Origin of the sequence: Pseudoalteromonas sp. T1lg21, assembly GCF_002964625.1 — a bacterium.
GTDB classification, from domain to species: Bacteria; Pseudomonadota; Gammaproteobacteria; order Enterobacterales; family Alteromonadaceae; genus Pseudoalteromonas; species Pseudoalteromonas gelatinilytica.
Genome location: NZ_PQBX01000039.1, coordinates 57,897 through 83,760, shown reverse-complemented (window position 1 = coordinate 83,760; position 25,864 = coordinate 57,897). Strand labels below are relative to the sequence as shown.

Here is a 25,864-nt window from a genome sequence, read left to right as displayed (position 1 = left end):
CAATAGTTGTTACCGAGGAGGACACTAAATGCAAGTTGCATTAGTAGGGTTAGGCGTTATGGGTAAAAATCTTGCCCTCAACCTGATTGAAAAAGGGCTGACATTAGTAGCTTATGATAAAAACCCAGATGCGGGTGCCGAGTTACTAAGCTGTGCGAAAGCACTAGGTTTGGCAGACCGTTTACATATTGTGTCTGATTTAAATGATATGGTTAGACGCTTAGAGCCGCCTCGTTCGATTCTACTTTTAGTTCCTGCTGGTGAATTGGTTGATAAAGTATGTACAGAGCTTGCAGAAGCAGGTGTTGACTGTGATGACATTATCGTAGATTGCGGCAACAGTAACTATAAAGATGGCATTAGCCGTAAACTTAAATATCAAAACAAATTTGAATTTGCCACTATGGGTATTTCTGGCGGTGCAGAAGGTGCACGTCACGGCCCTGCAATGATGGCAAGTGGTTCAGAAGGCGGCTGGGAGCGTGTTGAGCCGTGGTTTGAAAAAGTAGCGGCAAGCTACAAAGGCGAGTCATGTTTCGCGCGTGTAGGTCAATCTGCAAGTGGTCACTTTGTGAAAATGGTTCATAACGGTATCGAATATGCGTTAATGCAATTAATTGCTGAAATGTATCAATTACTGCGTTTAGGTACTAATCGTTCACCAAAAGAAGTGGCTGACATCTTCAATGAATGGTCAGAAGGCACTTTAAATAGCTACTTACTGTCAATTTCAAGCCATATCTTAAGCCTTGAAACGACAGAAGGTGAGCCGCTCGTTGATTTAATCGACAATAAAGTTGGCGCGAAAGGCACGGGTTTATGGACTGCACAAAATGCTCTAGAGCTTGGTATTGCAGTGCCATCACTAGTTGCAGCTGTTCAAGCTCGTCACTTAACAAATACCTGTGATACGCATGCTGCAAAAGAAATGACTTACGCTGCTAAAGCAACGGATACCGTTGATTTAGATTTAGCTGAGTTAAAAGATGCATTTACATTGGCAAGTTTACTTGCTTATCGTCAAGGCTTAGCGCTTATCAAAGGTGCGTCACGTGCGCATCAGTGGAAAGTTGATCTTTCTAAAACGCTACAGACATGGCGCGCAGGTTGTATCATCCGTGCTGATTACTTAGACAATGTCGCTGAAGGTGTAGAATTTATTGATTCTATGCAGCGTGAATCAGCAGCATTACGTAAGGTAACGGGTGCAGCCGTTGCATCTGGTTTAGCTTTCCCTGTGTTAACAGCAACACAAACTTACATCGCAACGTTAACAACGCCGAGTAATGGTCATCTTGTACAAGCACAACGTGACTACTTTGGTGAGCATGGCATTAAAACTCACAGTGGTGAGATTTGCCATTTAACTGACTTAGTTGAGATTGACGAAAAAGTTCGTTAATTATCAAAGTATAAAAAAAGGCACCCTTAGGTGCCTTTTTTGTATCTACTGTATTTAACGGCTTAACTCACCGCGTAGGTTGTCTTGCATCAAGTGACTAATCGTCTCTACTTCAAGCTTTTGACTAAATAGGTAGTGTAACTTGGTCAAACATGCTTCTAATGTCATATCGTAGCCACTGATCACGCCACAGTTTAATAAAGCATTACCGGTTGCATAACCGCCCATATTAACATGGCCTTTTAGACACTGTGTTAGGTTAACAATCACCATGCCACGTTTGCTTGCGTCATTAAGAATATCTAAAAATGCGGGATCTTGCGGGGCATTCCCCACACCAAAGCTCAGTAAAACAAGTGCTTTGATATTGTCATTAACTAAGCTTTTCCCCACCTCAGGACTGATCCCAGGATATAAGTAAAGTACACCAATAGGCTGTGGCGTGATATTCGATACCTGTAGTTCGTTATCAACGTAAGGGCTAAGTTGACCTTTGATTAGTTGAATATTAATTCCTGATAGTGCTAATGGTTCAAGGTTTGGTGATGCAAACGCATCAAAGCCATCAGCATGGGCTTTTGTCGCACGGTTACCACGGAATAATTGATTATTGAAAAACAGGCTTACTTCTGCAATTGGATAATTAGCGGCTAAATACATTGCATTCAGTAAGTTGACTTGGCCATCAGAACGAAGTTGCGACAAGGGAATTTGCGAGCCTGTCACAATCACAGGTTTCGTTAGGTTTTCGAACATGAAAGACAAAGCAGAAGCCGTGTAGGCCATGGTATCGGTGCCATGTAAAACCACAAAGCCATCATAGTCTTGGTATTTACTCTTAATATCGTCAGCAATTAATTGCCAGTGGGCAGGGGACATATCTGAAGAATCAATGAGTGGGCAATATTCGTGAATATCAAACAAAGGCATTTCATCACGATTAAACTCTGCATTATTGACCACTGTTTCGGTTAAAAAACCCTCTGCCGGTACATAGCCGCGGCTCGATTTTTTCATACCGATGGTACCACCCGTATAGGCGATATATATACGTTTACGTTTCATAAAAAAAGCCCAGTTAAATAACTGGGCTTAGTATACCTAAAATCGTTTAGCTAAGTAACTTATTGAATTACATTACACACTAAACAACGAGCGTAAACGCCTTGTGGATCGTTGTAATCTTTTAGGTTATCAATTTCACTACTTAACTGATTAATAAGGCTTTGTAAGTTAGCTTGTGTTGCTAGTACTGAGTGTGATGAATCAGACTTAGCAAAGAAACTCTTAACAGCCGCTGTGCCAAAGATATCTTGCAGCATTTGCTCTTGTGGTGTTAATGACTGTTTGATGGTCTTAACATCATAATGATTAAGTTTAGCAAGCTCAGCAGCAGCCTTAATTGCATCTTGCTTATCGCCAAGTTTATCAACTAAACCCAGTTCTTTTGCTTGAGTTGCAATCCATACACGGCCTTGGGCAATTTTATCAACTTGCTCAGGGGTCATGTTACGTGCTTCAGCTACGACATTTAAAAAGCGTTTATATGCATTTTCAACGCTCATTTGAATGATGTTTGACATCTTCTCATCTAGTGGACGTGCAATAGAGAAGCCAGCAAGGTCAGTTGTTGCAACACCGTCAGAGTAAATACCTAACTCAGCCATGGTGTTTTCAAACGTCATGAAAGTACCGAATACACCAATTGAACCTGTAATTGTGCTAGGGGCTGCCCAAATTTCATTGGCAGCTGATGCAATCCAATAACCACCTGACGCAGCTACTGAGCTCATTGATGCGATAACCGGTTTACCTGCTGCTTTAAGTGCTAATACTTCAGCACGAATAACTTCAGAGGCAAACATACTACCACCACCTGAATCGATACGAAGCACAACCGCTTTCACTTTATCATCAAGACGTGCTTTACGAAGTAGGGCGGCTGTAGAGTCACCACCGATTTCACCTGCTTTACGTTCGCCATCAACAATGGTGCCTTTAGCTACAACAACAGCTACTTTTTCAGTAATTGGGTTATCGAACTCAACAGGCGGTTTTACAAGTGATAAATACTCACGGAAGCTTACTTGTTTAAATGTTTTACCTGTTTCTTCAGCACCGACTAATTCAATAAGTTGCTGGCGAATTTGTTGCGATGTTTTTAAAGAATCAACCCATTGATTATTTAACGCGTACTGACCTGAGTTACCGTCAACTGCTTGCATTTTTGCAAGGTAAACATCCATATCTTCATCAAAATTGCTTTCATCGAATGGACGGCTCGCTGCAACGTCAGTTTTGTACTCGTTCCAAAGTGCAGTTAACCAAACGCTGTTCGCTTCTTTTGCCGCATCTGACATATCATTACGAATGAATGGTTCAACCGCTGATTTATAAGTTCCCACACGGAAAATATGTTGAGTCACTTTTAACTTTTCAAGCGCGTCTTTGAAGTACAGTGGGAACATACCATAGCCTTCAATGCTCACACCACCATATGGGTGCATAGACACTTCATTGGCATGGGCAGCAATATAATATTGTGCTTGTGTATAGTAGTAGCCCGTCGCAATAACTTGCTTGCCTGCATCTTTAAACGCATCAATTGCTTTAGTTATTTGTTTTAGCTTATTAATGTGCGCGCTTGGCATTTTTTGTAGGTCAAGAAGCATAACAGTGATGCGATCATCTTTAGTTGCTTCGTTGATCACTTCAATGACATCATCAAGAAGAATTTCTGATGGCGCTTCTTTGCCCATAGTTGCATCGTTGATGGCTGCTTCTACAGGATCAACATAGGTTTTTTCTTCAACAATAGGGCCATTTAAGTTTAGGCGTAGCACGGTTCCGTCTGCTACTTTTACTTGATCTTCTTCACCTGTTATGGCGACAAAGAAGAGTATTACTAGTAATAGAAATAATATGTTTAGGACCAAACGGCGGGAAAAATTAATCCCGGTCCAAATGCCTTTAAATATCTTTGCTAGCAAAATAAATCCTTAATTCAGTACAGCTTAGTAGTGAACTCATCTTAGCTTAGAATAACTTTAAAATTAACTGTTAAATAGTAACAGAGTGTTTAAAACGACAATTTGCTACAGATTAATTACGAGTGAAAAGTTGATTATTCTAAGTTATTGCCGCAGAATCTATTTCAAATAGAGGTTCGACCAGTTAACGGGGCACACAATGTTAGAACAAAAATTACAATTACCGCATACCGAACTTCGTAATCGTTTGGTTATGGGCTCAATGCATACCGGCTTAGAAGAAGGCTGGCATAACCGTAAACGCTTACGTGCATTCTACGAAGCACGTGCTAAAGGTGGCACGGGCTTGATTATTACAGGTGGCTACAGCCCAAATATTCGTGGCAAGTTATCTCCGTTCGCATCAACATTTAATTCTTTCTATGATGTGATCAAGCACAAAGCATATACAGAAGCCGTGCATCAACATGGCGGAAAAATTTGCTTACAATTATTGCATGCAGGTCGCTACGCGTATCATCCATTCAATCAAGCACCAAGCTCGATTCAGGCTCCTATTAATCCATATAAACCTAAAGAAATGTCGTTAGGATCGATTAAAAAAACCATCAAAGACTTTGCAAACTCAGCAAAACTGGCTGAAAAAGCAGGCTATGACGGTGTTGAAATTATGGGTTCTGAAGGCTATTTGATTAATGAATTCATGGCTAACCACACCAATAAAAGAACAGACAACTATGGTGGTAGTCTAGAAAACCGTATGCGTTTGGCGGTAGATATTGTTAAAGCTGTACGCGCTAAAGTAAGTCAAAAGTTCATTATTATATTTCGTTTGTCTGTGATGGATTTAATTCCTAATGGATCAACACCCGATGAAGTAAAGCAACAAGCCCTGGCACTTGAACAAGCTGGCGTTGATATCTTTAACACTGGTATCGGTTGGCACGAAGCTCGTGTCCCAACCATTGCCAGTATGGTACCAGCAGGTGCCTTTAAAGAAGCATCAAAACGCTTAAAAGATACGGTATCAGTGCCAGTTATCGCGGTTAACCGTATTAACACTCCAGAAATTGCCAATGGAATTTTAGAAGCAGGCGAGTCTGATTTAATCTCAATGGCACGTCCTTTATTGGCTGATCCTGAGTTCTTTAATAAGTACGCGAATAATAAAGCTGAGCAAATTAATATTTGTATTGGCTGTAATCAGGGCTGCTTAGACCATGTATTTAAAAATAAACGTGCTACCTGTTTGGTTAACCCACAAGCTGCGTTTGAATTAGATTATAGCCTTGAAAAAGCACCATCTTCTCGATTAGTACTGGTTGTAGGTGCAGGCCCTGCAGGCCTTGCTGCAAGTTGTTACTTAGCAGCGAAAGGTCACAAAGTGACTTTAATTGAACGTAAAGAACAAATGGGTGGCCAATTTAATTTAGCCATGCAAGTACCGGGTAAAGAAGACTTTAACCATACCCTTAACTACTTTACTAATGAATTAAAGCGTTTAAATGTCGATTTACAGCTAGGCACTGAATTTACCGACAACATGCTTAATCAATACGATGATGTGGTGTTTGCAACAGGTGTGCGTCCGCGTGAAGCGAAAATCGAATGCAGTGATGGCAAACGAGTATTCGCTTACGATGAAGTCATTCGTGGTGAAGTAGAACTCGGTGAGAAAATTGCGATTTTAGGTGCCGGTGGTATCGGTTTTGATATGGTTGCCTTTTTAAGTGAACACAAAGGACAAACAATTGAGCAGTTCAAAACTCAATGGGGTATTGAATGCGAAGCCGCGCCCGAAAAAGACAATCGCCAAATTTACATGCTTAAGCGAAGTGCAGGGCGGTTTGGTAGTGAACTGGGTAAAACAACGGGGTGGATCCATCGTCAAGTTGCCAAACAGCACGGTGTTAAACAAATCGCTGAGTGTCAGTATCTAAGCTTTGATAAGCAAGGTTTGAAGATTACTGTAAAAGGTGAAGAGCAAATCCTCGATGTTGATACTGTGATTGCCTGTATTGGTCAGGTGTCTAATACTGAAACGTTCGACAATCAAACCGAAAACGCTAAAGTTCACGTGATTGGTGGCGCAAAACTAGCTGCTGCTATCGATGCTAAACGTGCGATCTTTGAAGCGCTACAAGTTGCTCGTAAAATTTAATTGAAAGTAAACTAGAAAACGTGCGGTCTGTGTGATTAATCTATTTAGTCACGAGACCGCTATGTTGAACACACACCTAATACCCCTTTACCAACGCGTCTTAAATAAACTGCAGTTTCTAGATGGGCTTCCCAGCCTGTTAATTCGCTTGATCTTAGCCCCAGTGATGATCATTGCCGGCTTTAATAAACTAGCTTTGAGCGGTGATGTAACTCACATCTATCAATACTTTTTAGCGTCAGAAGATATTGTTGCTTGGTTCGGCAATAGTGAATGGGGTTTAGGCCTACCCATGCCCTCTGTATTAGCTTTTTTAGCTGCATGGACTGAGTTTTTAGGAGGGATCTTTATATTATTGGGTTTATTTACTCGTTTAACCGCAATTCCGTTGATGATCACTATGTTGGTTGCTGCGACGACCGTGCATGCTAGTAATGGCTGGTTTGCTGTAACACCCACAGATGCCAGCACGAGCCCTGCAAGAGTGCTGAATTGGCTTGCAATACCAGGAAGTGAAGCTAGTTTAGTTAATTCAAATGAAGCCAGTGAGCGATTAACGAAAATGCGTGAGTTGCTAGAAACACATGGTTATACAGAGTACCTCTATGCAAAAGGGAAACCAGTGATATTAAATAATGGTATTGAGTTTTCGGCTATCTATTTTGTGATGTTATTAAGTTTATTTTTTACAGGCGGTGGTCGTTTCGTCAGTATTGATTATTGGTTAACTAGAAAAGTATCGAATAGCTTTATTGCTCATAAAGATCAATGATAAGCTTGGGCTTTCTGCCCCTATTAATAAGGGGCGTCGTACTTAAGCATTTACGGAATATTCATGGACGCTTTAACGCTATTACAAACTCGACAATCAGATCCTCGCCTTATCGCACCAGGGCCTACAGCTGAACAACTTGACATAATTAAGCGTGCAGCCATTAAAGTACCCGATCATGGTTGTATTGCGCCTTGGCGTTTTATTGTGGTTGAAGGCGACGCACGTAATAAATTGGGTGAAATTTACCATCAAGCCGCTGTTGCTGAAAACCAAGATGATAGAACCATTGAGCGTGCTAAAGAGCTACCGCTGCGTTCACCTATGATGATCATTGCCATTGCGGATGTGAAAGAAAATCCAAAAGTGCCACGTATCGAACAGGTTCAAAGTGCGGGCTGTGCAGTACTCGCTATGCAACAAGCCGCATTTGCTCAAGGTTTAGGGGGAATTTGGCGCACAGGTTATTTTGCACAAAGCCCTGCTGTTAAAGCGGCACTTGGCTGTAAAGAAGACGATGAAATTGTAGGTTACCTCTATTTAGGTACGCCAGAAATTGACATTAAAAAACCTATTAGGCACAAACCTGAGTCGTTTTTTGAGAATTTATAAATAGTAGGAACTTTTATACAGTTAAGCAGTCAGACACTATTAAGCTTACTTATGTTAGTTTTTTCAGATTTAGCTTAGCTGTAAGAAGCGCACGGATGCAAAAAACGAAATAATTCTTCTTCAGTGTGTTTTTTAATCGGTTATTTTTTGTTAACGTATGGATGGTCTTAAAAAAATAACGATAAAGAAGACGAGAACAATGGGAAACTTATTTTTACGTGAAAAAGAAAATTGGTTCGCTTGGTCAGTTTGGGGCGTAATAGGCGCTGTAGTAACCTTCTTAGTTGCTATGTCTACGAAGCAACCTCATTACCTTGGCTTATCTGCTGTAGTAGTATTATTTCTACTTACATGGTGGATGCAAAGTACTAAACGATTCGATTTTGGCCGCGCTTTTAAAATTTGTTGCTACGTTTTAACGATCACCTGTTTACCCGCTTTCGCGTTAGTCATCATACCAAGTTACAATCTTAATAAAATTGATGTGATAGTGCAGGGCTCTGGATTTGCTTTAGTTAGTTTAATTGTTTGCTTAATTTGTTCATTAATTGCAAAACGGCCTAAACAGTATTACTGAAAATTACTTTTTTAAAGTTTTTTACAATTAAGACTTTACAACGAACGCGGTAAACACTATTATGCGCGCCGTACGGAGAGATGGCAGAGTGGTCGAATGCACCGGTCTTGAAAACCGGCAGGGGTTTGTAGCCCCTCTAGGGTTCAAATCCCTATCTCTCCACCATTATTTAAAAAACCGCCTAATTGGCGGTTTTTTGCTATCTGGAGATAAGTAATGTCTACAAGCGAGTCTTCTTCTACACAAATGCGCATAATTAAACATGTTTTGCTTTGGTGTATCTTTTCTTATTTTTATCACAGCGGCATTAATGTGCTTGTCGCTATGGCCCATGATGCGCAGCCCGACTACGGTTTATTGTCTTCGATTGCTTATGGTATCGGCTTTAATGTATTAGTCGGTCATTTGATCAGTAAGTATGATAAACATTGGCCATTAATTGCTGCTGCTGTTATTGCAACTGTGGGTCTTATTGCTGTGCCTTTAGTTATGTTCGGTAAAGAGGGGTTAATGAATGGGATTTTTATTGCCTCAATGATTGCCACACTAGCTGTTTCTACATTTGTGATTGCTAAAATAAAGCAGCGAATTAGTGCAAACACTGAGCAAACGCAGTAAAACTAAGCGATATTCGTCGTTTTTTTATGTTAGTATGGGCACGTCTTTTAACTAAATAAACGTGAATTAAAAACATGTCAGATAATTTTACAACAGACGCTGAAAAAGCAAGTTACGGTATTGGTTTACAAATGGGTGAGCAATTAAAAGCAAATCCATTCGAAGGTTTAAACTTAAATTCTGTATTTGAAGGTATGAAAGACGCATACACTGGTAACGATTTCCAAGTTGAAATCCCAGCAATTCAAGCAGCTTTCGAGAAAATCAATGCTGAGATCCAAGCTCGTCGTGAAGAAGAAGCTAAAGTTCTTGCAGCTGAAGGTATCGCATTCTTAGAAGAAAACGCGAAGCGTCCAGAGATCACAGTTACTGAATCAGGTCTTCAATTTGAAGTATTAACTGCAGGTGAAGGTGAAAAACCAACTGCTGATTCAACTGTTCGTACGCACTACCACGGCACATTAATCAACGGCACTGTATTTGATAGCTCTTATGAGCGTGGTCAACCAGCTGAGTTCCCAGTAGGTGGCGTTATTAAAGGTTGGACTGAAGCACTTCAAATGATGGGCACTGGTTCAAAATGGCGTTTATACGTACCTCATGAGCTTGCTTACGGTGAGCGCGGTGCAGGTGCAGCAATCGCTCCTTTCTCAACGCTAATCTTTGACGTTGAGTTATTAGAAATTATCTAATCGATTTCTAATAGACATAAAAAAACCTGCTTAATGCAGGTTTTTTTATGTCTGAAGGAATAGCGAATTAGCTATTTGCTTCAGCGTATTCTTTACACGCAGCGGTGTCTTCGCATTCACCATAAAGGTAAAGAGAGTGGTTAGTAAGCTTGATGCCATTCTCTTTTGCGATTTCTTCTTGACGACGTTCAATTGTATCGTCTTCGAACTCAACAACTTTACCACATTTTAGGCACACTAAGTGGTCATGGTGAGTGCTACCTGATAATTCAAATACTGACTTGCCACCTTCGAAATGGTGACGAGAAACAATACCTGCATCATCAAATTGGTTAAGAACACGGTAGACAGTTGCAAGACCAATCTCTTCGCCTTTGTCTAAAAGAATTTTATAGACATCTTCAGCGCTGATGTGTTGGTTGTCCGGAGATTGTAGAATCTCTAAAATTTTAATACGTGGCAAGGTTACTTTTAACCCTGCTTTTTTTAATTCCAAGTTGTGATCAGTCATTCAATCTGTCTCAATTTTATTTAGTTATACTAGGCATCATAAAGATGCACACGACACATTAGCAACTATTAGAATAACGTGCCTAGTTATTAAGTGCAAAGAACAATTCGTTTAATTGCCGATTTTTCAGACAAATATGAACTGGTTGTGCATCTTTACATCAGCTAGTAAATGCGAGTAGTACTTGTTATTAATCAGCAAGTTCCGCTAAACACATTTCATCATAAACCTGAGCACACCAGTCTTTAACACGCTTTTCAGTCAATTCTGGTTGACGGTCTTCATCAATACCTAAACCAACGAAATGGCCGTCATCTACTAGTGCTTTTGAAGCTTCAAAGTCGTAGCCTTCAGTTGACCAATGACCCACTACAATTGCGCCACGCTCAGTAACGATATCGTTGATCATGCCCATTGCATCTAAGAAGTATTCTGCATAGTCTTCTTGGTCACCACAGCCGAAAATAGCAACTAGTTTACCTTCGAAGTCAACTTCTTCTAATTCAGGGAAGAAATCATCCCAGTCACATTGTGCTTCACCGTAGTACCAAGTTGGAATACCGAATAACAATAAATCGAATTCAGCAATCTCTTCTTTAGAACTCTTTGCAATGTCATGAACCGCTACAAGCTTTTTACCTAATTCCTTTTGAATCATTTTAGCTACGTGTTCAGTATTGCCTGTGTCGCTTCCGAAAAAAATACCTACGCTTGACATGGATTTAAAACCTTCTATCTATCAATAGCCAATCTTTCTTGTAAAATTGTTTCAATCAACGCGCTACGGCTAATATTCTGCGCATCTGCCATATCGCTTAACGCTTGATATAACTGTGATGAAACCTTAAATTCTACACGCTTTAAACCACGTGCTTTATCTCGCTTTATTTGATTACGTTTGTTTACTTTTAATTGCATATCTCGAGGTAGGGGATTTGTTTTCGGCCTACCTGGACGCTTTTCGTATTCAAATAAATCGGGTGTTGTTCTATCTGTTTCTGACTTTGCCATGTCTAGCCCACACCTGCGCCTTGCCAGAAGACTTGAATAAGTCCTTTCGCTATAAACCCAGAACAGCCTAAAAATAGCACTAACCAAACGATGTATCGGCCAAATCGTGGTACATCACCTTTTTTAAGGACGTCTTGAATTGCCATTCCAATAAAAAAGAAAATACCGGCTAAGCCAAAATACAACCCTAAGGTATCAAATTCGTTAATTAACTGACTGACCATCAACGTATAAACCTTTAAATTAAACGGCGCGTACTATAGCACACAAATTTGTAATAATTTAGTGCGCACGATCAAAAACAGCGAATTTTATCAGGCCAATTATTGCGCTAAAAAATCACTGATTGCTTTATTTACAGCAAGTGGTTTTTGCGCATGAAGCCAGTGACCTGCACCATGAATAATTTTTGCTTTCGCATTAGGAAATAACGCCATAATAGCAGGGCGGTGCTCTGCTAAAATATAGTCTGAATCATTACCTTTAACGAATAAAGTATCACATAAACAAGAATCATTTTCATCAACTTGCGCTAAAATATTTTCATATTGCTGGTATAACACCGCTAAATTAAAGCGCCATTGATAGTGACCTTGCTCATTCTTGGCAAAGCTTTTTAATAAAAACTGACGCACACCCATTTCATCAATGTGTTTGGCAAGAATTTCATCAGCTGCTTTTCTATCACTGACATTCGATTGTGCAACTTCGTTAAGGCCTGCAAAAATAGCACTGTGCCTTGGGTTATTCGCAACAGGAGAGATGTCTAACACAACAAGTTTATCAATAAGCTGTGGGTGATTAAGAGCTAATTGCATGGCTACTTTGCCACCCATTGAGTGACCTATGATGTGCGCTTTACTAATATTTAGATGTTCAAATAATTCACTGACATCTTTCGCCATAGCGTGATAATTCATCGTATCGCTGTGGAATGACTTACCATGATTACGCAAATCGATATTCGTTACGCGGTAATTTTCAGATAAAGCTTTAGCAATAACATTGAGGTTTTCAAGCGAGCCAAACAAACCGTGGATCAATACAACGTCTGAACCTTGACCCATTTGTTGGTAGTTTAATAGCATTTTCAACTCCTAATTTTAATGGCAGTATTTTGCCTAGTGAAATTACAAATTGCAAAACATAGAGAATTGCTGCGAGCTTAGGTATAATCATTGAGAACTTTTAAAATGTGACCCGTAAAGACAGGAATAACATGAAAAAAATCGACATAGACGACGAGTTATATCAATACATCGCAAGTAACACGCAAAGTATTGGTGAAAGTGCATCAACCATTTTACGTCGTTTATTAAACCTCTCTGATGGCACTAATGCCCCAGTTGAAACAACGACTACCAAAACTGAACAAGAAACCCCAGTTGTTGAAGTACAAGAAGAAATAAAACAAGAATTAAGCCCGCAATCGAGCACTGAAGATACAGAACATGCAGTTGAGACTGTCACAGCACCGACACAAGTTAAAGGTAATGTGTTCAATGTTCTTAATAAAGAAGAGCTCGCAATGCAAAAAGGTGTTGTTGGTCGTTTCTTATTTATTCTTGCGGCTCTTTATAGAACGCATAAAACTGATTTTGCAAATGTGCTTGAGATTAAAGGCCGTGACCGTGTGTATTTTGCAACAAGTAAAGAAGCATTACTTGAAAGCGGTAGCAGCATGAATCCAAAAAATATCACTGATACTGAGTATTGGGTGATGACAAATTCAAACACAACCAGAAAGAAAATGATGCTTCACGAAGTAGCACTGTGCTTAGGTTACAGCGCAGATGAAGCAGAAAAAATACGTGATTACTTATAATCCATAAGGAAATAATATGGCGATTCATCCAGATGCAGGCAAGCCTGCACCGCAAGAAAGCTTAGTGAATGTACCAAAACTGATCTCAGCTTATTACTTAAATGAACCAGACCTAGAACAAAATCCAGAACATTGCGTTGCATTTGGTACGTCTGGCCATCGTGGTTGTTCGTTCGATGTAAAATTTAATGAATCGCATATTTTAGCGATCACGCAAGCAATTTGTGATTACCGTAAAGAAAACAATATTTTTGGCCCACTTTTCTTAGGTAAAGATACTCACGCGTTAAGTGAAGCAGCTTTTAATTCTGCAATTGAAGTACTTGTAGCGAACGAAGTACAAGTCATAGCACAAGAAAATGATGACTACACACCAACACCCGTGATCAGCCATGCTGTTGTTTGCCATAACAAAGCAAACCCAAATGAACTTGCTGATGGTATTGTGGTAACACCTTCACATAATCCACCAGAAGATGGCGGCTTTAAATATAATCCGCCAAATGGTGGTCCAGCTGATACTGATGTAACAAAGTGGATTGAAGACAGAGCAAACCAATTATTGTTAGAAGATTTGGTAGAAGTAGAGCTATTCCCTTACGCAAAAGCATCACGCTCTGGCTTTATTAAGTATCAAGATTTGATTACACCTTATGTTGATGATTTAGTTAATATCGTTAATTTAAAAGCGATTAGCGATGCAAAAATCAAAATTGGTGTGGATCCACTTGGTGGTTCAGGTATCAATTTCTGGCCAGTTATTGCAGAAAAATATAATTTAGACTTAACGGTCGTAAATAAGTCTGTTGATCCAACATTCTCGTTCATGCCTTTAGATAAAGATGGCAAAATCCGTATGGATTGTTCATCTCCTTATGCAATGACAAACCTTATTGCATTAAAAGATGACTACGATATTGGCATTGGCAACGACCCTGATTATGACCGTCACGGTATTGTTACGCCTGACGGCTTAATGAACCCAAATCACTTTTTAGCGGTCGCTATTGATTACTTACTAAATAACCGTGAATGGTCAAACGATGTTGCAATTGGTAAAACGCTCGTATCTAGCGGTATGATTGATAAAGTCGTTGCACGTAATAACCGCGAAGTAAAAGAAGTCCCAGTAGGCTTTAAGTGGTTTGTTGAAGGCTTAAGCAAAGGTACGCTTGCTTTCGGTGGTGAAGAAAGTGCAGGGGCGTCATTCTTACGCTTCGATGGTACAGTTTGGAACACAGATAAAGATGGCTTTATTTTAGGTCTACTTGCTGCTGAGATTTTAGCAGTAACGGGTAAAACACCGTCGCAGCTTTACAAAGAGCTTGAACAAGAGTTCGGTGCACCTATTTATAAACGTATTGATGCTCCAGCGAATGCTGAGCAGAAATCACGTTTAAAAGCGTTATCAGCAGATGATGTGACTGCTAGCACGTTAGCAGGAGACGCTATTACACAAAAGCTGACTCATGCTCCGGGTAACAATGCTGCTATTGGTGGTTTAAAGGTTGTGACTGAAAATGGTTGGTTTGCAGCACGTCCATCAGGTACCGAAGACATCTATAAAATTTACCTTGAATCATTCAAAGGTGAAGAACATCTAGCATTATTAGAAAAAGAAGCAAAGAAACTGGTTGATTCAGTAATTAGCTAATTTTTTTCATCTATCAAAACGGCTGATATTATCAGCCGTTTTTGTATTCTACTCTCACGCATTTTTAGGATAGAACAATGAGCTATTCAACCCCTTCATATCTTGACGAATTAAAATCTACCGGTGACTTCTTAACACTCACTCGCAACAATGAATTTTCACTTGAGCCAACGTCATTCACCCTTGAAAATGGCACAGAGGTCACAATTCATGATACGGGTATCATTGAGTTTCAACCAACACAGCAAACAAACAAAGATATTGTGCTTTCAAGTGCTATCCATGGTAACGAAACTGCGCCAATTGAGATCTGCGATCAATTAATCAAGTCAATCATTACAAACGAACTTGAACTGAAGCAGCGTGTTTTGTTTATTTATGGTAATCCTAAATCAATTAATATCGGTAAACGTTTTGTCGATGAAAACTTAAACCGCTTGTTTAATGGTCATCATACTATAGAAGGTATTGCCTTAAACCCTGAGCGAGTGCGTGCAAAGCTACTTGAAGATGTGGTTGCTGATTTCTTTGCTAGAGGCAGCGAGGGGAGTGAGCGTTTTCATTATGATCTACATACGGCAATTCGTGGTTCTAAAAATGAAAAGTTCGCAGTGTATCCTTTCTTACATGGTAAACCATGGAAAAAATCACAACTACAATTTCTACTTAGCTGTGGCGTAAATACAGTATTAATGATGAAATCTGCGGCTACCACCTTTAGTTACTACTCATCGTTTGTACATGGCGCTGATTCGTTTACAGTTGAACTAGGCCAAGTAAAGCCATTTGGTGAAAACGACATGTCACGATTTGAGAAAACCAAACAAACCTTAATTGCATTAATTAGCCAAGAATCGGTTCAATACAAAGAATTCAATGCAGAAGACTTTGAGTTGTTTTCAGTTTATAGAACAATAAACCGTACTTCAGAAGATTTTAGCTTTCCATTTGCTGATGATGTCGAAAATTTCACCGGGTTTGCAAAGGGGGAATTATTAGCTGTAGATGGTCAGACCAGATATGAAGCGGATGTAGACGGTGAAGCAATTATCTTCCCAAACGCAGATGTGGCCTTGGGTCAGCGCGCTTTGCTTACCGTTATCCCAATGCAAGTTGATAGCAACTTTATTTAAAATCTCTGCATTAACACCCACCTTTATTAAGTTAACTGTATGACTTTTATGGTTTTATTGTGTTGTATAGTTAACTTTCCATGCGTTTTTAGCCATTTAGCGCCTATTCGTCTATGATTAGTTGAATAACAACTTACGTTAACGTAAAGTGACGGCAGTTTAATTTAATTAGATTGAATATTGCGCAAACTTTATCCTTACAGCTTATGCTGATAAAAATACAAATAAGGGCAGTGGCGTAGGTTTCTGACAACGAAAGAAGGTAGGTTATGAGTAATCCAAATAACGTATCGCTAAACATTAATCATGAACTGTCATTTATTGATGGTCACGCATTAACGATCCCTACATTAAGCATTCTTAATGAGGAAGGCGACATCTACGAAGGTGCAACCGCACCTGATATCGACAAAGCAACAGCAATCCGTTTATACGAGACAATGCGTTTTATTCGTGCGCTGGATGAGCGTATGCAGGCTGCACAGCGTCAAGGTCGCGTAAGCTTTTACATGCAATGTTTAGGTGAAGAAGCGGCTGTAACTGCATCAGCAGCAGCCCTTGATCAAAACGACATGATCATGGCCCAATACCGTGAGCAAGCTGCTCTACGTTATCGTGGTTTTAGTCTTGACCAATTCATGAACCAAATGTTCTCAAATGAAAAAGATTTAGGTAAAGGCCGCCAAATGCCAATTCACTATGGCTCTCGCGAACTTAACTACATGACCATTTCATCACCGCTTGGTACACAAATTCCACAAGCAACAGGCTATGCGTACGGTCAAAAAGTACGTCATATTGATGCCCAAACTGGCGAGTTAAACAGCACAATTGATAACATCACTATTTGTTATTTTGGTGAAGGTGCTGCCTCTGAGGGTGATTTCCACGCTGGTTTAAATATGGCTGCGGTACATGAAGCTCCTGTTATCTTCTTTGCACGTAATAACGGCTATGCGATTTCAACACCTGCAGAAGAGCAATTTAAAGGCGATGGTATTGCATCACGTGGTGTCGGTTATGGCATTAAAACAATCCGTGTTGATGGTGCTGATGCTCTTGCTGTGTATGCTGCAACCAAAAAAGCCCGTGAGATTGTTACCACTCAAGGTGAACCTGTTTTAATTGAATCAATTGCTTATCGTTTAGGTGCTCACTCTACAAGTGACGATCCAAGCGGTTACCGTAGTAAAGATGAAGAAGCGAAACATAAAGGCTGTCCAATCGAGCGTTTCCGCAAGTGGTTATTAAAGCAAGGTTGGTTAGACGAGGCGCAAGACGCTAAAGATAAAGAAGCTATTCGTGAAGAGATCTTAGCGGCTCTTAAGCGTGCAGAGAAGGTTGCAAAACCTGCTTTAGAAGAGCTTATTTCTGACGTATACGATACGCCAATTCCATCACTGCAAAAACAATACGAACAATTAAAAGAGCATATTTTGCAGCATCCTGATGCTTATCCAACAACTGCAGGGAGATTAAAGTAATGGCTAAAATGAACATGCTTCATGCAATTAACTCTGCCCTTGATATCACCATGGCAGAGCATCCAAATGCCTGTATTTTTGGTGAAGATGTTGGTTATTTTGGTGGTGTATTCCGTGCTACATCCGGCTTACAAGAAAAATATGGTAAGCACCGTGTGTTCAATACACCATTAACAGAACAAGGTATTTTAGGTTTTGCCAATGGTTTAGCGGCATTTGGTGCGCCGGCATTAGCAGAAATTCAATTTGCAGATTATATTTTCCCTGCATTTGACCAAATCGTGAATGAATCAGCTAAATTCCGTTACCGTAGTGGTAATGAATTTAATGTTGGCAACCTAACAATTCGCACCCCTTACGGCGGTGGTATTGCGGGTGGTTTATATCACTCTCAATCACCAGAAGCTTATTTTGCTCATACACCAGGTTTGAAGTTGGTTGTACCGCGTAACCCGTATCAAGCAAAAGGCTTACTTCGTGCTTCAATCAAAGACAATAACCCTGTTATTTTCTTTGAGCCGAAACGTTTATACCGTGCATCAACTGGCGAAGTACCAGAAGAAGATTACAGCATTGAGCTTGGTAAAGCTGAAATCGTACAAGAAGGCACTGATGTCACTGTACTTGCTTGGGGTGCGCAGATGGAAATCATTGAAGATGCCGCTAAAAAAGCAGCAGAGCAAGGTATTAGCTGTGAAGTAATCGACCTACGTACCATTTTACCTTGGGATGTTGAGACTATTGCTAAATCAGTGACCAAAACGGGTCGTTTAGTGGTTAGCCATGAGGCACCTATTACCATGGTTTTGGTGCAGAAATCGTTGCAACAATTCAACAAGAGTGTTTCTTACACCTTGAGTCGCCAATTGCTCGCGTGTGTGGTTTAGATACACCATACCCATTAGCACTTGAAAAAGAATATGTGCCGGATGCACTTAAAGTGCTTGCTGCGATTAAGCAATCAGTAGAGTTTTAGGAGTCAGTATGTCTAAAGATTTTATCTTGCCAGATATCGGCGAAGGCATCGTAGAGTGTGAAATTGTTGAATGGTTAGTGGCAGAGGGCGAGTCAGTAAAAGAAGATCAGCCTATTTGTGATGTTATGACCGACAAGGCGCTTGTGCAAATTCCTGCTGTTCATGATGGTGTGATCAGTAAGCTTTATTATGCAAAAGGTGATATTGCAAAAGTTCATGCGCCATTATTTGCTATGGATGTTGATGGCGAAGCGCCAACACAAAGTGAACAAATGCAAGCTCCGGCAGTTACAACAGGGTCGGCTGAACACTTAGAAGACTTTATTTTACCAGATATCGGTGAAGGTATTGTTGAGTGTGAAATTGTTGAGTGGTTAGTTAGTGAAGGCGACGAAATCGTTGAAGACCAAGCTGTGTGTGATGTTATGACAGACAAAGCATTGGTACAAATTCCGGCTAAATACACAGGTAAAGTAGAAAAGCTTTATTATCAAAAAGGCGATATTGCAGCGGTTCACAGCCCATTATTCCAAATGAGCATTGCCGGCCAAAGCGCAGAGCCAGATGTAAGCTCAGCGGTAGTTAAAGCACAAACAAATGCAGCGACTAAACCTGCACAGAAGCCTGCGGCTTCAACAAACTTTAACAAACAACTTAATAAGAAAGCAGTTGCTTCACCGGCTGTTCGTCGTAAAGCCCGCGAACTTGATGTTGATTTAACACAAGTACCAGGCTCTGGTAAAAATGGCCGTATTTACAAGCAAGATATCGAAGATTTCTTGAATGAAACGCCAAGCAAAGCAGCATCACAACAAGCTGCGCCAAAGGCGGCAGAGCCTGTATCAACCGCAGCGTCTGCTGGTGGTCGTCGTGTTGAGCCAATTAAAGGCATTAAAGCGGTAATGGCGAAGCAAATGGTTGCCTCAGTTTCGACAATTCCTCACTTTACTTTCTGTGATGAAATTGACCTAACCAAACTGATTGCAATGCGAAGTGAGCTAAAAGAGCAGTATAAGCAACAGGGCGTTAAGCTCACGATGATGCCGTTCTTTATCAAAGCACTGTCGTTAGCGATTAAGCAATTCCCAGTGCTTAACTCGCAAGTGAATGATGATTGTAGCGAGCTAACTTACTTTGATGATCATAACATCGGTATGGCCGTTGATTCTAAGATCGGTTTACTCGTACCAAACATTAAGTCATGTCAATCTAAGAGTATTGTCGATGTTGCTAACGAAGTTACCCGCTTAACTGAAGCGGCACGTGATGGTCGTGTTTCACCAGATGATTTGAAAGGCGGCACTATTAGCATTTCTAACATCGGTGCGATTGGTGGCACAATTGCAACCCCGATCATCAATAAACCTGAAGTAGCGATTGTTGCTTTAGGTAAACTGCAACATTTACCTCGCTTTGATGCGCAAGGTAATGTGATTTCAGCAGCAATTATGCAAGTAAGTTGGTCTGGTGATCACCGTGTGATTGATGGCGGAACAATTGCTCGCTTTAACAACTTGTGGAAGTCTTATTTAGAAGATCCTGCAAAAATGATGATGGCGATGAGCTAAATCAGTATAAGCATTAAAAAACCAGCCTCGGCTGGTTTTTTTAATGCTACGGCTTATATTCCGTAAAAATACAGCCCATAACCGAGTAACAGCGCAGGTATTGTTGAATACACTGTCGCCATTAGTGCAGCTTTTGGTGCTAAGGCGATAGCTGGGAATAGGGCATCGCCATCATTTGAAATTGCATTGGCCGCCATCGCACTAAATGGAATAATACCTTGTATATACAGTGTCATTACAACAATTTGTGGCCCGCAGCCAGGTAATAAGCCAATAGCCACAGCAACCAGCGGTGCAAGATAAGCATACTCAGAAAACCAGGCTGTTAAATCAACACCAACTAGGTTAACGAGAATTTCAAACAGCATAAAACTGGCAACAACCCAAGCTGTGACAAAGTGCGTGTCCATTAACACTTTCGTGAGCTTTGAGGGAGGTGTGCAAGGCGCTTCTTCACTGGTTACTTGCTTATAGCTGCTGCCTTTTGATGAAAGTGCCCATACAACCACAGTAAATAGCGCCATGATCGAGCCAAACAGGGTGATGCCAGTGTTAACGCTATGACTAAATGCGCTCAGGTCAGAGTTGGTCGCTATGACAGAAGCAATAATTAAGCTTGGTATTAAGGTAAATTTCCAAATAGGTCGGCTAAACTTCAAAGCGCTTGGTTGGCATTGTGGCTGCTCGCTGTATTCACCAGCTTCATCAGGTTTAAATTGATTGGGGTTATGAAAGGTATTAACTATCTGACCGCTAATAATACCCACAGCAACACCGATTAACATCATTAATAAACCATCAAGCGGGCGGGTTGCTAACAGTAAAAAGGCGGCATCGCCCATGGTTGCGGTTAAGACAGCAACAACAGAGCCAAAGCTAGCTTGTTTTTTGGTAAATTGGGTTACAACGATTATCGCACCCCCACAGCCAGGCAAAGCACCTAAAATAGACGCAAAGCTCACCTCTAGAATGCCTGATTTAGAACGTAAATAGCTAAGCTGTAATTGAGGAAGTCGATCAATAAGGTAGTAATAGATTAATAAGGTGGCTGCAACAAACACAGATACTTGAAAAAAAGCATCACTTAATGCTTGTAGGGTAAACTCTCGGGTTGCAGGTATTGCTAGGGCTATTAGCAATAAAAGGGGTAAAAATAAGCGTTTATTGTCCGTAATATAACACCTCGCTTTGTGTGGAAAAAACCTCGTTTGTGTCAATGAAAGCATACAGTGCAACCTATCAATTAATCAGGTTACACTGTATTATTAAATTAAATGAAAATCAATCTCATTTGTATTTATTTGCGTTGGAACTCTGAAGTCGCATTCCAAGTCGGCCATTCTTTACGTTCAGAGATATCAAAACCTACTTGATAGAATAACTGAAGGTCCTGAACGGCACCTGATAAATCCCACTCATCGCGGTAACGGTCACATGGCTGATGGTAACAACCACGAAGCACTAGGCTCATACGCTTACGGTAATTTGCCGTTTCTTCATCAAGAGCTTCACTACCACCACCGGCATACATTGCTGGGACACCCATGTTTGCAAATGCAAAGTGATCAGAGCGGTAGTAACCACCTGAAGACGGTTTAGGATCGCCAGAAACTGTACGGCCTTGTGCTTTTGCAGCTGTTTCTAGCAGGCTATCCATTTCTGATTTACCAATACCAACAACACTGATGTCTTTTACCTTACCTAATAGGTTTAAGCTATCCATATTGATGTTAGCAACCGTTTGCGACGCAGGGATCACTGGGTGTGCAGCGTAATACTTTGAGCCTAGTAGCCCTTGCTCTTCTGCAGTAACAGCTAAGAATGTCATTGAGCGACTAGGGTGCTCAGGTAAAGTAGCAAATGCTTCTGCAACTTCAATTAAACCCGCTGTGCCTGTCGCATTATCGTGGGCACCATTATAGATTTGGTCGCCTTTGCGGGTTTTATCAGTACCAAGGTGATCCCAGTGAGCAGAGTAAATGATGTGCTCATTAGGCTTTTCGCTACCCGGTAACGTCGCGATAAAGTTATACGAAATTGATTTTTTGATTGTGTTGTTTACTTCAACGCTCGCAGTTAGGTCGCCCATATCAACATGGTAAGCGCCTTTTGCTGCATTAGCTTTCATGGTATCGAAATCTAAGCCTGCTTTTGTGAAAAGCTCTTTAGCCACATCAGTTGTTACCCAGCCTTCAACAGCCACACGATCCATGTTGTTATTTTCTTTTTGGAAACCAAATTGCTCACCGCTCCATGAGTTTTCAACTACAGACCATGGATAAGAAGCCGGTGCTGTTTCGTGGATGATAATCGCACCTGCTGCACCTTGACGGCTTGCTTCTTCATATTTGTATGTCCAACGACCGTAATAGGTCATGGCATCGCCCGTGAATAAATCAGGGTTTTTAGTTGCAAAACCCGGATCGTTTACCAGCATCACAACAGTTTTGCCTTTGACGTCTAAACCTTCGTAGTCGTTCCAGTTGTACTCTGGTGCATTAACACCGTAGCCAACGAATACTAATTCAGAATCTTTAATACTTTGTTTTGCACTAATACGGCTGCTACCCATTACCATGTCTTTTTTGTATTGGTAATCTTTACCGCCAATGCTAAGAACCATGTTTGAGTCTGCTTCAAGTGAAACAAGCGGTACTTCTTGTAAAAAGCTATCACCGTTACCCGGTTCGAAACCAAGCGCTTTAAATTGCTCTGTTAAATAGGCAAGCGTGAGCTCTTCACCTTTAGATGATGGTGCACGACCACCGAACTCGTCAGATGCAAGCACTTTAATGTGCTCTGCAAGTTGCTCTGCGTTAATGCTTTGATAGGCTTTTTCGACATCACTTGATGTGATACTTGTTGAAGCACAGCCAGCAAGAATGGCACTTGCAAGTACTGTGAGTGGAAAATAGCGTTTCATAATAGCTCTTTTTTTGTTTTATGGTGGCATTAGTATATGAGGTTCTATTAATGAGAACCAGTTTTTACGGTAAACTACCCACAATACATCAAGAAGTTAAAAATTAAGCAATGAAACGATTTACTGCTCCTGAGCAATGGTCAACGCAATACCTTACAACGGGTGCTTTTAGTGACCTAGCAACACTATTTAAGATCGATAAACTGTCAGATTGGCCATCTTGCCAATGGTTTAGTCAATACCTCAATGCCGAAACGTCACAAGGCACTGCGATTAGTTTTGTTGAAGATGAAAAGTTTGCAGATGAAACCCGTTATTATGAGCAAATCATATTTGAGACAGGGCAAGTACCAACAAGACAACAAAATTGGCATGACCTTTTTGGTGGCTTTATTTGGTGTTTATTCCCAAAAACCAAAGCCTTGATCAATCATCAGCATATTGAAGAAATTAAACTACATGGTCTAAAAGAGCGAAGTAAACACCGCAATGCGCTTACTTTATTTGATGAATGCGGCGTGGTTCTCGCGATTACTGAGCAAAGCTGGCAGCAGCAATTACGCGACCATCAATGGCAGCAGGCCTTTGTAGAACAACGAGAACAATGGGGTAAAAGTATTAGGCCATTTATGTTTGGTCATGCTAATTACGAAATGCTTACTCAGCCGTATATTGGTTTAACGGGTAAAGCATTATTTGTAATTGTACCTAATGACATATTTTGTAAAGATTTAAGCGAGCAATATGCGTATCTAGATCAACGGCTTTATGAGATGATAAAAGTCGATGATTGTTTACGTGATAATAAAAATTTATCACCTTTACCCTTGTTAGGCGTACCAGGATGGTGGACTGACAATGAAAATCCAGAATTTTACAGTAACACTGATTACTTTAGACCGAAACGAAGGAAACGCACATGATTGAAGTGGCAGGGCTTAAAAAGAAGTTTAAGCTAACAAAAGATCATAAAAAAAATAAAACGGACAACATAGACCCCCGTGAAGATAAAGAGTTTTTTCATTCTGTAAGAGACGTCAGCTTTCAATGTAACAAAGGTGAAGTACTCGGTTTACTTGGCCCAAATGGTGCTGGTAAAACAACCACTCTTAGAATGATTTCAACAGCCTTAAAACCCGATGAAGGCAGCATTACCATTTCTGGTCACGATATTGTTAAAAAACCTTTGGTTGGCCGCAAATCAATTGGATTTCTATCTGGTAGTACAGGCTTATACGGTCGTTTAACGGTAAAAGAAAACGTCGAGTATTTTGCCCGCTTACATGGCATGAGTAAAAAAGCAGTCGCAGCACGTTGTGACGAGTTATTCACCTTGCTTGATATGCACAATTTTATTGATAAACGCGCCGAAAACCTCTCAACAGGTATGAAGCAAAAAGCCAATATTGCTCGTGCAGTCGTTCATCACCCTGACGTGGTTATACTCGATGAGCCAACGACTGGTTTAGACATTATGACTACACAAACCGTAATTAACTTTATTCGCGGCCTTAAAGAGCAGGGCACACCGGTTATTTTCTCAACGCACCATTTAGATGAAGTTGCCTTACTGTGTGACCGTGTTGCGGTGATAAACCAAGGTATCAGTTGCTTTGATGGCACTTTAGATGAGTTTAAACAAACGGGTCAAAGCGAAGAGCTAAACCAAGCGTTTATGAATATTTTGACGGAGAGTCGTAATGTTTGAAGTATTTAAAAAGGAATTAAGAGAGCTGTTACGTGACCGTAAAACATTGATTTTCGTGGTCGCATTACCAGTTGCTGTTTTCCCATTATTATTTGCAATTATGGCCTTTATCAGTTCACAAGCGGCGTTAGAGGCAGAACAAGAGGTCCACACTTACGCCATTATTAATGGTAACTATGCACAAGAGTTTACAGATAAGGTGTTTTACCATAAAAGCTTTGCTTTATATAAAGGCGACGAAACCTTTAATACGGTAGAAGAGCTCACCAAAGCGGTTAAAGCAGGCACCATCGACATGGGGATCTATTTACCGTCAGACGCAAAGCAAACACTAGATGATGCCAAGCAAAGCGAATGGCAAGTTGTATATAACGACGCTAAGGCAATTAACTTTTTGTTTGACCGTGTAAAAGAGCTTGCAAAAGAGTATGGCGATAAACTGCGCACGACAAAGCTGTTAAGTTTTGGTGTATCAGAGCAGCAGCAAGCCGCCATTATTGAGCCTATTAAAGTGGTGAAGGTCGACACTGCTGATAAACGTGAAAATCTGGGTGAGAAAATTGGTGGGTTTATTCCTTACCTACTCATTCCTCTTGTATTAATGGGCGCAACATATCCGGCGATTGATCTCGGTGCTGGTGAAAAAGAGCGTGGTACACTCGAAACCCTTCTACTTACACCAATCACCCGTACACAGCTGGTGTTAGGTAAGTTTGTAACCTTGCTTGCTTCTTCAATTGCAACAACCACCATTACCGTACTCAGTATGGGGGTGTGGATATCAGTGGCCATTGCATTTGTAGGTTTAGCAGTTGTTAAAAACGCATTTAGCTCTTTAACGGTATTAGATTTAGGGCTGATTTTTGTGTTGTTATTGCCTATAGCTGCAATCTTCTCATCATTAGCGCTGGCTATTTCTATATATGCGCGAACCTTTAAAGAAGCACAAAACTACATGGCACCACTAAGCATGGGTGTCATTTTTCCAATTATGGTTGCTTTAATGCCGAATGTTGAACTGACGAGCAAAACCGCTTTTATTCCTGTGACAAACGTTGCGTTGGCAATAAAAGAAATCATTAAAGGCACCGTCGATTACACACTTGTGGGTTTAATTTTCCTAGCGACAGTGATTGTCGCAGGTGCATTACTCGCATTTTGTGTTAAATGGTTTAATAAAGAAGATGTCTTGTTTAGATAAGCGATTTATTGATTTTACCTAATGATAAAGCACCATTTTGGTGCTT

Annotated in this window: 24 protein-coding genes, 1 tRNA gene and 1 pseudogene; 17 read left to right on the top strand and 9 right to left on the bottom strand. The window is 40.6% G+C overall.

Translation table 11 applies throughout. The annotated features are described in order from the left end of the window. Nucleotides 1–28: 28 nt before the first annotated feature. Nucleotides 29–1,402 carry an NADP-dependent phosphogluconate dehydrogenase gene (gene gndA / locus C2M25_RS08280; protein WP_054553937.1) on the top strand — a complete coding sequence of 458 codons (1,374 nt, stop codon included), beginning with the start codon at nt 29–31 and terminating at the stop codon, nt 1,400–1,402. Between the two features lie 54 nt (nt 1,403–1,456). On the opposite strand, the gene ansA is transcribed toward gndA, so the two are convergent. Together ansA and sppA are read right to left on the bottom strand one after the other, a co-directional pair. Continuing rightward, a complete protein-coding gene (gene ansA, locus C2M25_RS08275; RefSeq protein WP_105180867.1) occupies nt 1,457–2,467 on the bottom strand; it encodes an asparaginase in 1,011 nt (336 codons plus the stop codon). A gap of 59 nt (nt 2,468–2,526) precedes the next feature. Beyond that, nucleotides 2,527–4,392, bottom strand: a complete 1,866-nt coding sequence (gene sppA / locus C2M25_RS08270; protein ID WP_105174175.1) for a signal peptide peptidase SppA — start codon at nt 4,390–4,392, stop codon at nt 2,527–2,529. A 199-nt stretch (nt 4,393–4,591) separates the two neighbouring features. Between sppA and C2M25_RS08265 the strand changes: the two genes are divergently transcribed. The 7 genes from C2M25_RS08265 (at nt 4,592) to C2M25_RS08235 (ending at nt 9,824) form a co-directional block, all read left to right on the top strand. Beyond that, nucleotides 4,592–6,553: an oxidoreductase gene (locus tag C2M25_RS08265; RefSeq protein WP_105180866.1), complete on the top strand. Its 1,962-nt coding sequence runs from the start codon at nt 4,592–4,594 to the stop codon at nt 6,551–6,553. 61 nt (nt 6,554–6,614) lie between these two features. Next, entirely contained in the window at nt 6,615–7,325 is a 711-nt protein-coding gene (locus C2M25_RS08260; RefSeq protein ID WP_105180865.1) for an HvfX family Cu-binding RiPP maturation protein, read from the top strand. Nucleotides 7,326–7,388: 63 nt separating this feature from the next. Further along, nucleotides 7,389–7,937, top strand: coding sequence for an NAD(P)H nitroreductase (locus C2M25_RS08255; protein ID WP_063705054.1), 549 nt, complete (start codon nt 7,389–7,391; stop codon nt 7,935–7,937). Nucleotides 7,938–8,136: 199 nt separating this feature from the next. Continuing rightward, nucleotides 8,137–8,514, top strand: a complete 378-nt coding sequence (locus tag C2M25_RS08250; protein WP_063705056.1) for a hypothetical protein — start codon at nt 8,137–8,139, stop codon at nt 8,512–8,514. 74 nt (nt 8,515–8,588) lie between these two features. Beyond that, nucleotides 8,589–8,679: transfer RNA gene (locus C2M25_RS08245), tRNA-Ser, on the top strand. Between the two features lie 51 nt (nt 8,680–8,730). Beyond that, complete coding sequence (locus tag C2M25_RS08240; RefSeq protein WP_105180864.1) at nt 8,731–9,132, top strand: hypothetical protein; 402 nt, start codon at nt 8,731–8,733, stop codon at nt 9,130–9,132. Between the two features lie 74 nt (nt 9,133–9,206). Next, nucleotides 9,207–9,824, top strand: a complete 618-nt coding sequence (locus C2M25_RS08235; RefSeq protein ID WP_063705059.1) for an FKBP-type peptidyl-prolyl cis-trans isomerase — start codon at nt 9,207–9,209, stop codon at nt 9,822–9,824. Between the two features lie 67 nt (nt 9,825–9,891). Here C2M25_RS08235 and fur read toward each other — a convergent pair whose 3' ends face one another. The 5 genes from fur to C2M25_RS08210 all read right to left on the bottom strand — a co-directional run bounded on the left by fur (nt 9,892) and on the right by C2M25_RS08210 (nt 12,434). Continuing rightward, the gene (fur, locus tag C2M25_RS08230) at nt 9,892–10,335 is read right to left on the bottom strand and encodes a ferric iron uptake transcriptional regulator (RefSeq protein ID WP_063705061.1); all 444 of its coding nucleotides are present in this window, start codon (nt 10,333–10,335) and stop codon (nt 9,892–9,894) included. 190 nt (nt 10,336–10,525) lie between these two features. Then, the gene (gene fldA, locus C2M25_RS08225; RefSeq protein WP_063705064.1) at nt 10,526–11,053 is read right to left on the bottom strand and encodes a flavodoxin FldA; all 528 of its coding nucleotides are present in this window, start codon (nt 11,051–11,053) and stop codon (nt 10,526–10,528) included. Between the two features lie 14 nt (nt 11,054–11,067). Beyond that, the gene (gene ybfE, locus C2M25_RS08220) at nt 11,068–11,346 is read right to left on the bottom strand and encodes a LexA regulated protein (RefSeq protein WP_004586673.1); all 279 of its coding nucleotides are present in this window, start codon (nt 11,344–11,346) and stop codon (nt 11,068–11,070) included. A gap of 2 nt (nt 11,347–11,348) precedes the next feature. Continuing rightward, the gene (locus tag C2M25_RS08215) at nt 11,349–11,570 is read right to left on the bottom strand and encodes a DUF2788 domain-containing protein (RefSeq protein ID WP_036968243.1); all 222 of its coding nucleotides are present in this window, start codon (nt 11,568–11,570) and stop codon (nt 11,349–11,351) included. Nucleotides 11,571–11,669: 99 nt separating this feature from the next. Next, nucleotides 11,670–12,434, bottom strand: a complete 765-nt coding sequence (locus tag C2M25_RS08210; RefSeq protein ID WP_105180863.1) for an alpha/beta fold hydrolase — start codon at nt 12,432–12,434, stop codon at nt 11,670–11,672. A 131-nt stretch (nt 12,435–12,565) separates the two neighbouring features. On the opposite strand from C2M25_RS08210, the gene seqA reads away from it, so the two are divergent. From seqA to C2M25_RS08180, 6 genes and pseudogenes are all read left to right on the top strand, one after another. Next, nucleotides 12,566–13,171 (top strand): replication initiation negative regulator SeqA, encoded by a 606-nt coding sequence (gene seqA, locus C2M25_RS08205; protein ID WP_063705069.1) that lies wholly within the window; start codon nt 12,566–12,568, stop codon nt 13,169–13,171. 16 nt (nt 13,172–13,187) lie between these two features. Next, a complete protein-coding gene (gene pgm / locus C2M25_RS08200) occupies nt 13,188–14,825 on the top strand; it encodes a phosphoglucomutase (alpha-D-glucose-1,6-bisphosphate-dependent) (protein WP_063705070.1) in 1,638 nt (545 codons plus the stop codon). A 77-nt stretch (nt 14,826–14,902) separates the two neighbouring features. Next, nucleotides 14,903–15,958, top strand: coding sequence for a succinylglutamate desuccinylase (astE, locus tag C2M25_RS08195; protein WP_105180862.1), 1,056 nt, complete (start codon nt 14,903–14,905; stop codon nt 15,956–15,958). A gap of 269 nt (nt 15,959–16,227) precedes the next feature. Then, a complete protein-coding gene (locus tag C2M25_RS08190; RefSeq protein ID WP_063705072.1) occupies nt 16,228–17,442 on the top strand; it encodes a thiamine pyrophosphate-dependent dehydrogenase E1 component subunit alpha in 1,215 nt (404 codons plus the stop codon). Next, nucleotides 17,442–18,418, top strand: a pseudogene (locus C2M25_RS08185) (alpha-ketoacid dehydrogenase subunit beta). The gene C2M25_RS08190 and the pseudogene C2M25_RS08185 overlap by 1 nt, the downstream one beginning before the upstream one ends. 8 nt (nt 18,419–18,426) lie before the next feature. Next, entirely contained in the window at nt 18,427–19,986 is a 1,560-nt protein-coding gene (locus C2M25_RS08180; RefSeq protein WP_105180861.1) for a dihydrolipoyllysine-residue acetyltransferase, read from the top strand. A gap of 53 nt (nt 19,987–20,039) precedes the next feature. Here C2M25_RS08180 and C2M25_RS08175 read toward each other — a convergent pair whose 3' ends face one another. Together C2M25_RS08175 and C2M25_RS08170 are read right to left on the bottom strand one after the other, a co-directional pair. Next, nucleotides 20,040–21,212, bottom strand: a complete 1,173-nt coding sequence (locus tag C2M25_RS08175) for a putative manganese transporter (protein ID WP_105180860.1) — start codon at nt 21,210–21,212, stop codon at nt 20,040–20,042. A 71-nt stretch (nt 21,213–21,283) separates the two neighbouring features. After that, nucleotides 21,284–22,909: a M28 family metallopeptidase gene (locus tag C2M25_RS08170; protein ID WP_105180859.1), complete on the bottom strand. Its 1,626-nt coding sequence runs from the start codon at nt 22,907–22,909 to the stop codon at nt 21,284–21,286. Between the two features lie 110 nt (nt 22,910–23,019). Between C2M25_RS08170 and C2M25_RS08165 the strand changes: the two genes are divergently transcribed. Genes C2M25_RS08165 through C2M25_RS08155 form a run of 3 tightly spaced genes read left to right on the top strand, consistent with a single transcriptional unit; the run spans nt 23,020 to nt 25,818 of the window. After that, a complete protein-coding gene (locus C2M25_RS08165; RefSeq protein WP_063705081.1) occupies nt 23,020–23,832 on the top strand; it encodes a DUF3025 domain-containing protein in 813 nt (270 codons plus the stop codon). Beyond that, entirely contained in the window at nt 23,829–24,617 is a 789-nt protein-coding gene (locus tag C2M25_RS08160; RefSeq protein ID WP_063705083.1) for an ABC transporter ATP-binding protein, read from the top strand. Before C2M25_RS08165 ends, C2M25_RS08160 begins: the two co-directional genes overlap by 4 nt. Further along, nucleotides 24,610–25,818: an ABC transporter permease gene (locus C2M25_RS08155; RefSeq protein WP_105180858.1), complete on the top strand. Its 1,209-nt coding sequence runs from the start codon at nt 24,610–24,612 to the stop codon at nt 25,816–25,818. Before C2M25_RS08160 ends, C2M25_RS08155 begins: the two co-directional genes overlap by 8 nt. Nucleotides 25,819–25,864 lie beyond the last annotated feature (46 nt).

Coding starts and splice junctions, on each gene's coding strand:
- gndA (WP_054553937.1), top strand. CDS start 29: ATGCAAGTTGCATTAGTAGGGTTAGGCGTTATGGGTAAAAATCTTGCC.
- ansA (WP_105180867.1), bottom strand. CDS start 2,467: ATGAAACGTAAACGTATATATATCGCCTATACGGGTGGTACCATCGGT.
- C2M25_RS08265 (WP_105180866.1), top strand. CDS start 4,592: ATGTTAGAACAAAAATTACAATTACCGCATACCGAACTTCGTAATCGT.
- C2M25_RS08260 (WP_105180865.1), top strand. CDS start 6,615: ATGTTGAACACACACCTAATACCCCTTTACCAACGCGTCTTAAATAAA.
- C2M25_RS08255 (WP_063705054.1), top strand. CDS start 7,389: ATGGACGCTTTAACGCTATTACAAACTCGACAATCAGATCCTCGCCTT.
- C2M25_RS08250 (WP_063705056.1), top strand. CDS start 8,137: ATGGGAAACTTATTTTTACGTGAAAAAGAAAATTGGTTCGCTTGGTCA.
- C2M25_RS08240 (WP_105180864.1), top strand. CDS start 8,731: ATGTCTACAAGCGAGTCTTCTTCTACACAAATGCGCATAATTAAACAT.
- C2M25_RS08235 (WP_063705059.1), top strand. CDS start 9,207: ATGTCAGATAATTTTACAACAGACGCTGAAAAAGCAAGTTACGGTATT.
- fur (WP_063705061.1), bottom strand. CDS start 10,335: ATGACTGATCACAACTTGGAATTAAAAAAAGCAGGGTTAAAAGTAACC.
- fldA (WP_063705064.1), bottom strand. CDS start 11,053: ATGTCAAGCGTAGGTATTTTTTTCGGAAGCGACACAGGCAATACTGAA.
- ybfE (WP_004586673.1), bottom strand. CDS start 11,346: ATGGCAAAGTCAGAAACAGATAGAACAACACCCGATTTATTTGAATAC.
- C2M25_RS08215 (WP_036968243.1), bottom strand. CDS start 11,570: ATGGTCAGTCAGTTAATTAACGAATTTGATACCTTAGGGTTGTATTTT.
- C2M25_RS08210 (WP_105180863.1), bottom strand. CDS start 12,434: ATGCTATTAAACTACCAACAAATGGGTCAAGGTTCAGACGTTGTATTG.
- seqA (WP_063705069.1), top strand. CDS start 12,566: ATGAAAAAAATCGACATAGACGACGAGTTATATCAATACATCGCAAGT.
- pgm (WP_063705070.1), top strand. CDS start 13,188: ATGGCGATTCATCCAGATGCAGGCAAGCCTGCACCGCAAGAAAGCTTA.
- astE (WP_105180862.1), top strand. CDS start 14,903: ATGAGCTATTCAACCCCTTCATATCTTGACGAATTAAAATCTACCGGT.
- C2M25_RS08190 (WP_063705072.1), top strand. CDS start 16,228: ATGAGTAATCCAAATAACGTATCGCTAAACATTAATCATGAACTGTCA.
- C2M25_RS08180 (WP_105180861.1), top strand. CDS start 18,427: ATGTCTAAAGATTTTATCTTGCCAGATATCGGCGAAGGCATCGTAGAG.
- C2M25_RS08175 (WP_105180860.1), bottom strand. CDS start 21,212: ATGCTTTCATTGACACAAACGAGGTTTTTTCCACACAAAGCGAGGTGT.
- C2M25_RS08170 (WP_105180859.1), bottom strand. CDS start 22,909: ATGAAACGCTATTTTCCACTCACAGTACTTGCAAGTGCCATTCTTGCT.
- C2M25_RS08165 (WP_063705081.1), top strand. CDS start 23,020: ATGAAACGATTTACTGCTCCTGAGCAATGGTCAACGCAATACCTTACA.
- C2M25_RS08160 (WP_063705083.1), top strand. CDS start 23,829: ATGATTGAAGTGGCAGGGCTTAAAAAGAAGTTTAAGCTAACAAAAGAT.
- C2M25_RS08155 (WP_105180858.1), top strand. CDS start 24,610: ATGTTTGAAGTATTTAAAAAGGAATTAAGAGAGCTGTTACGTGACCGT.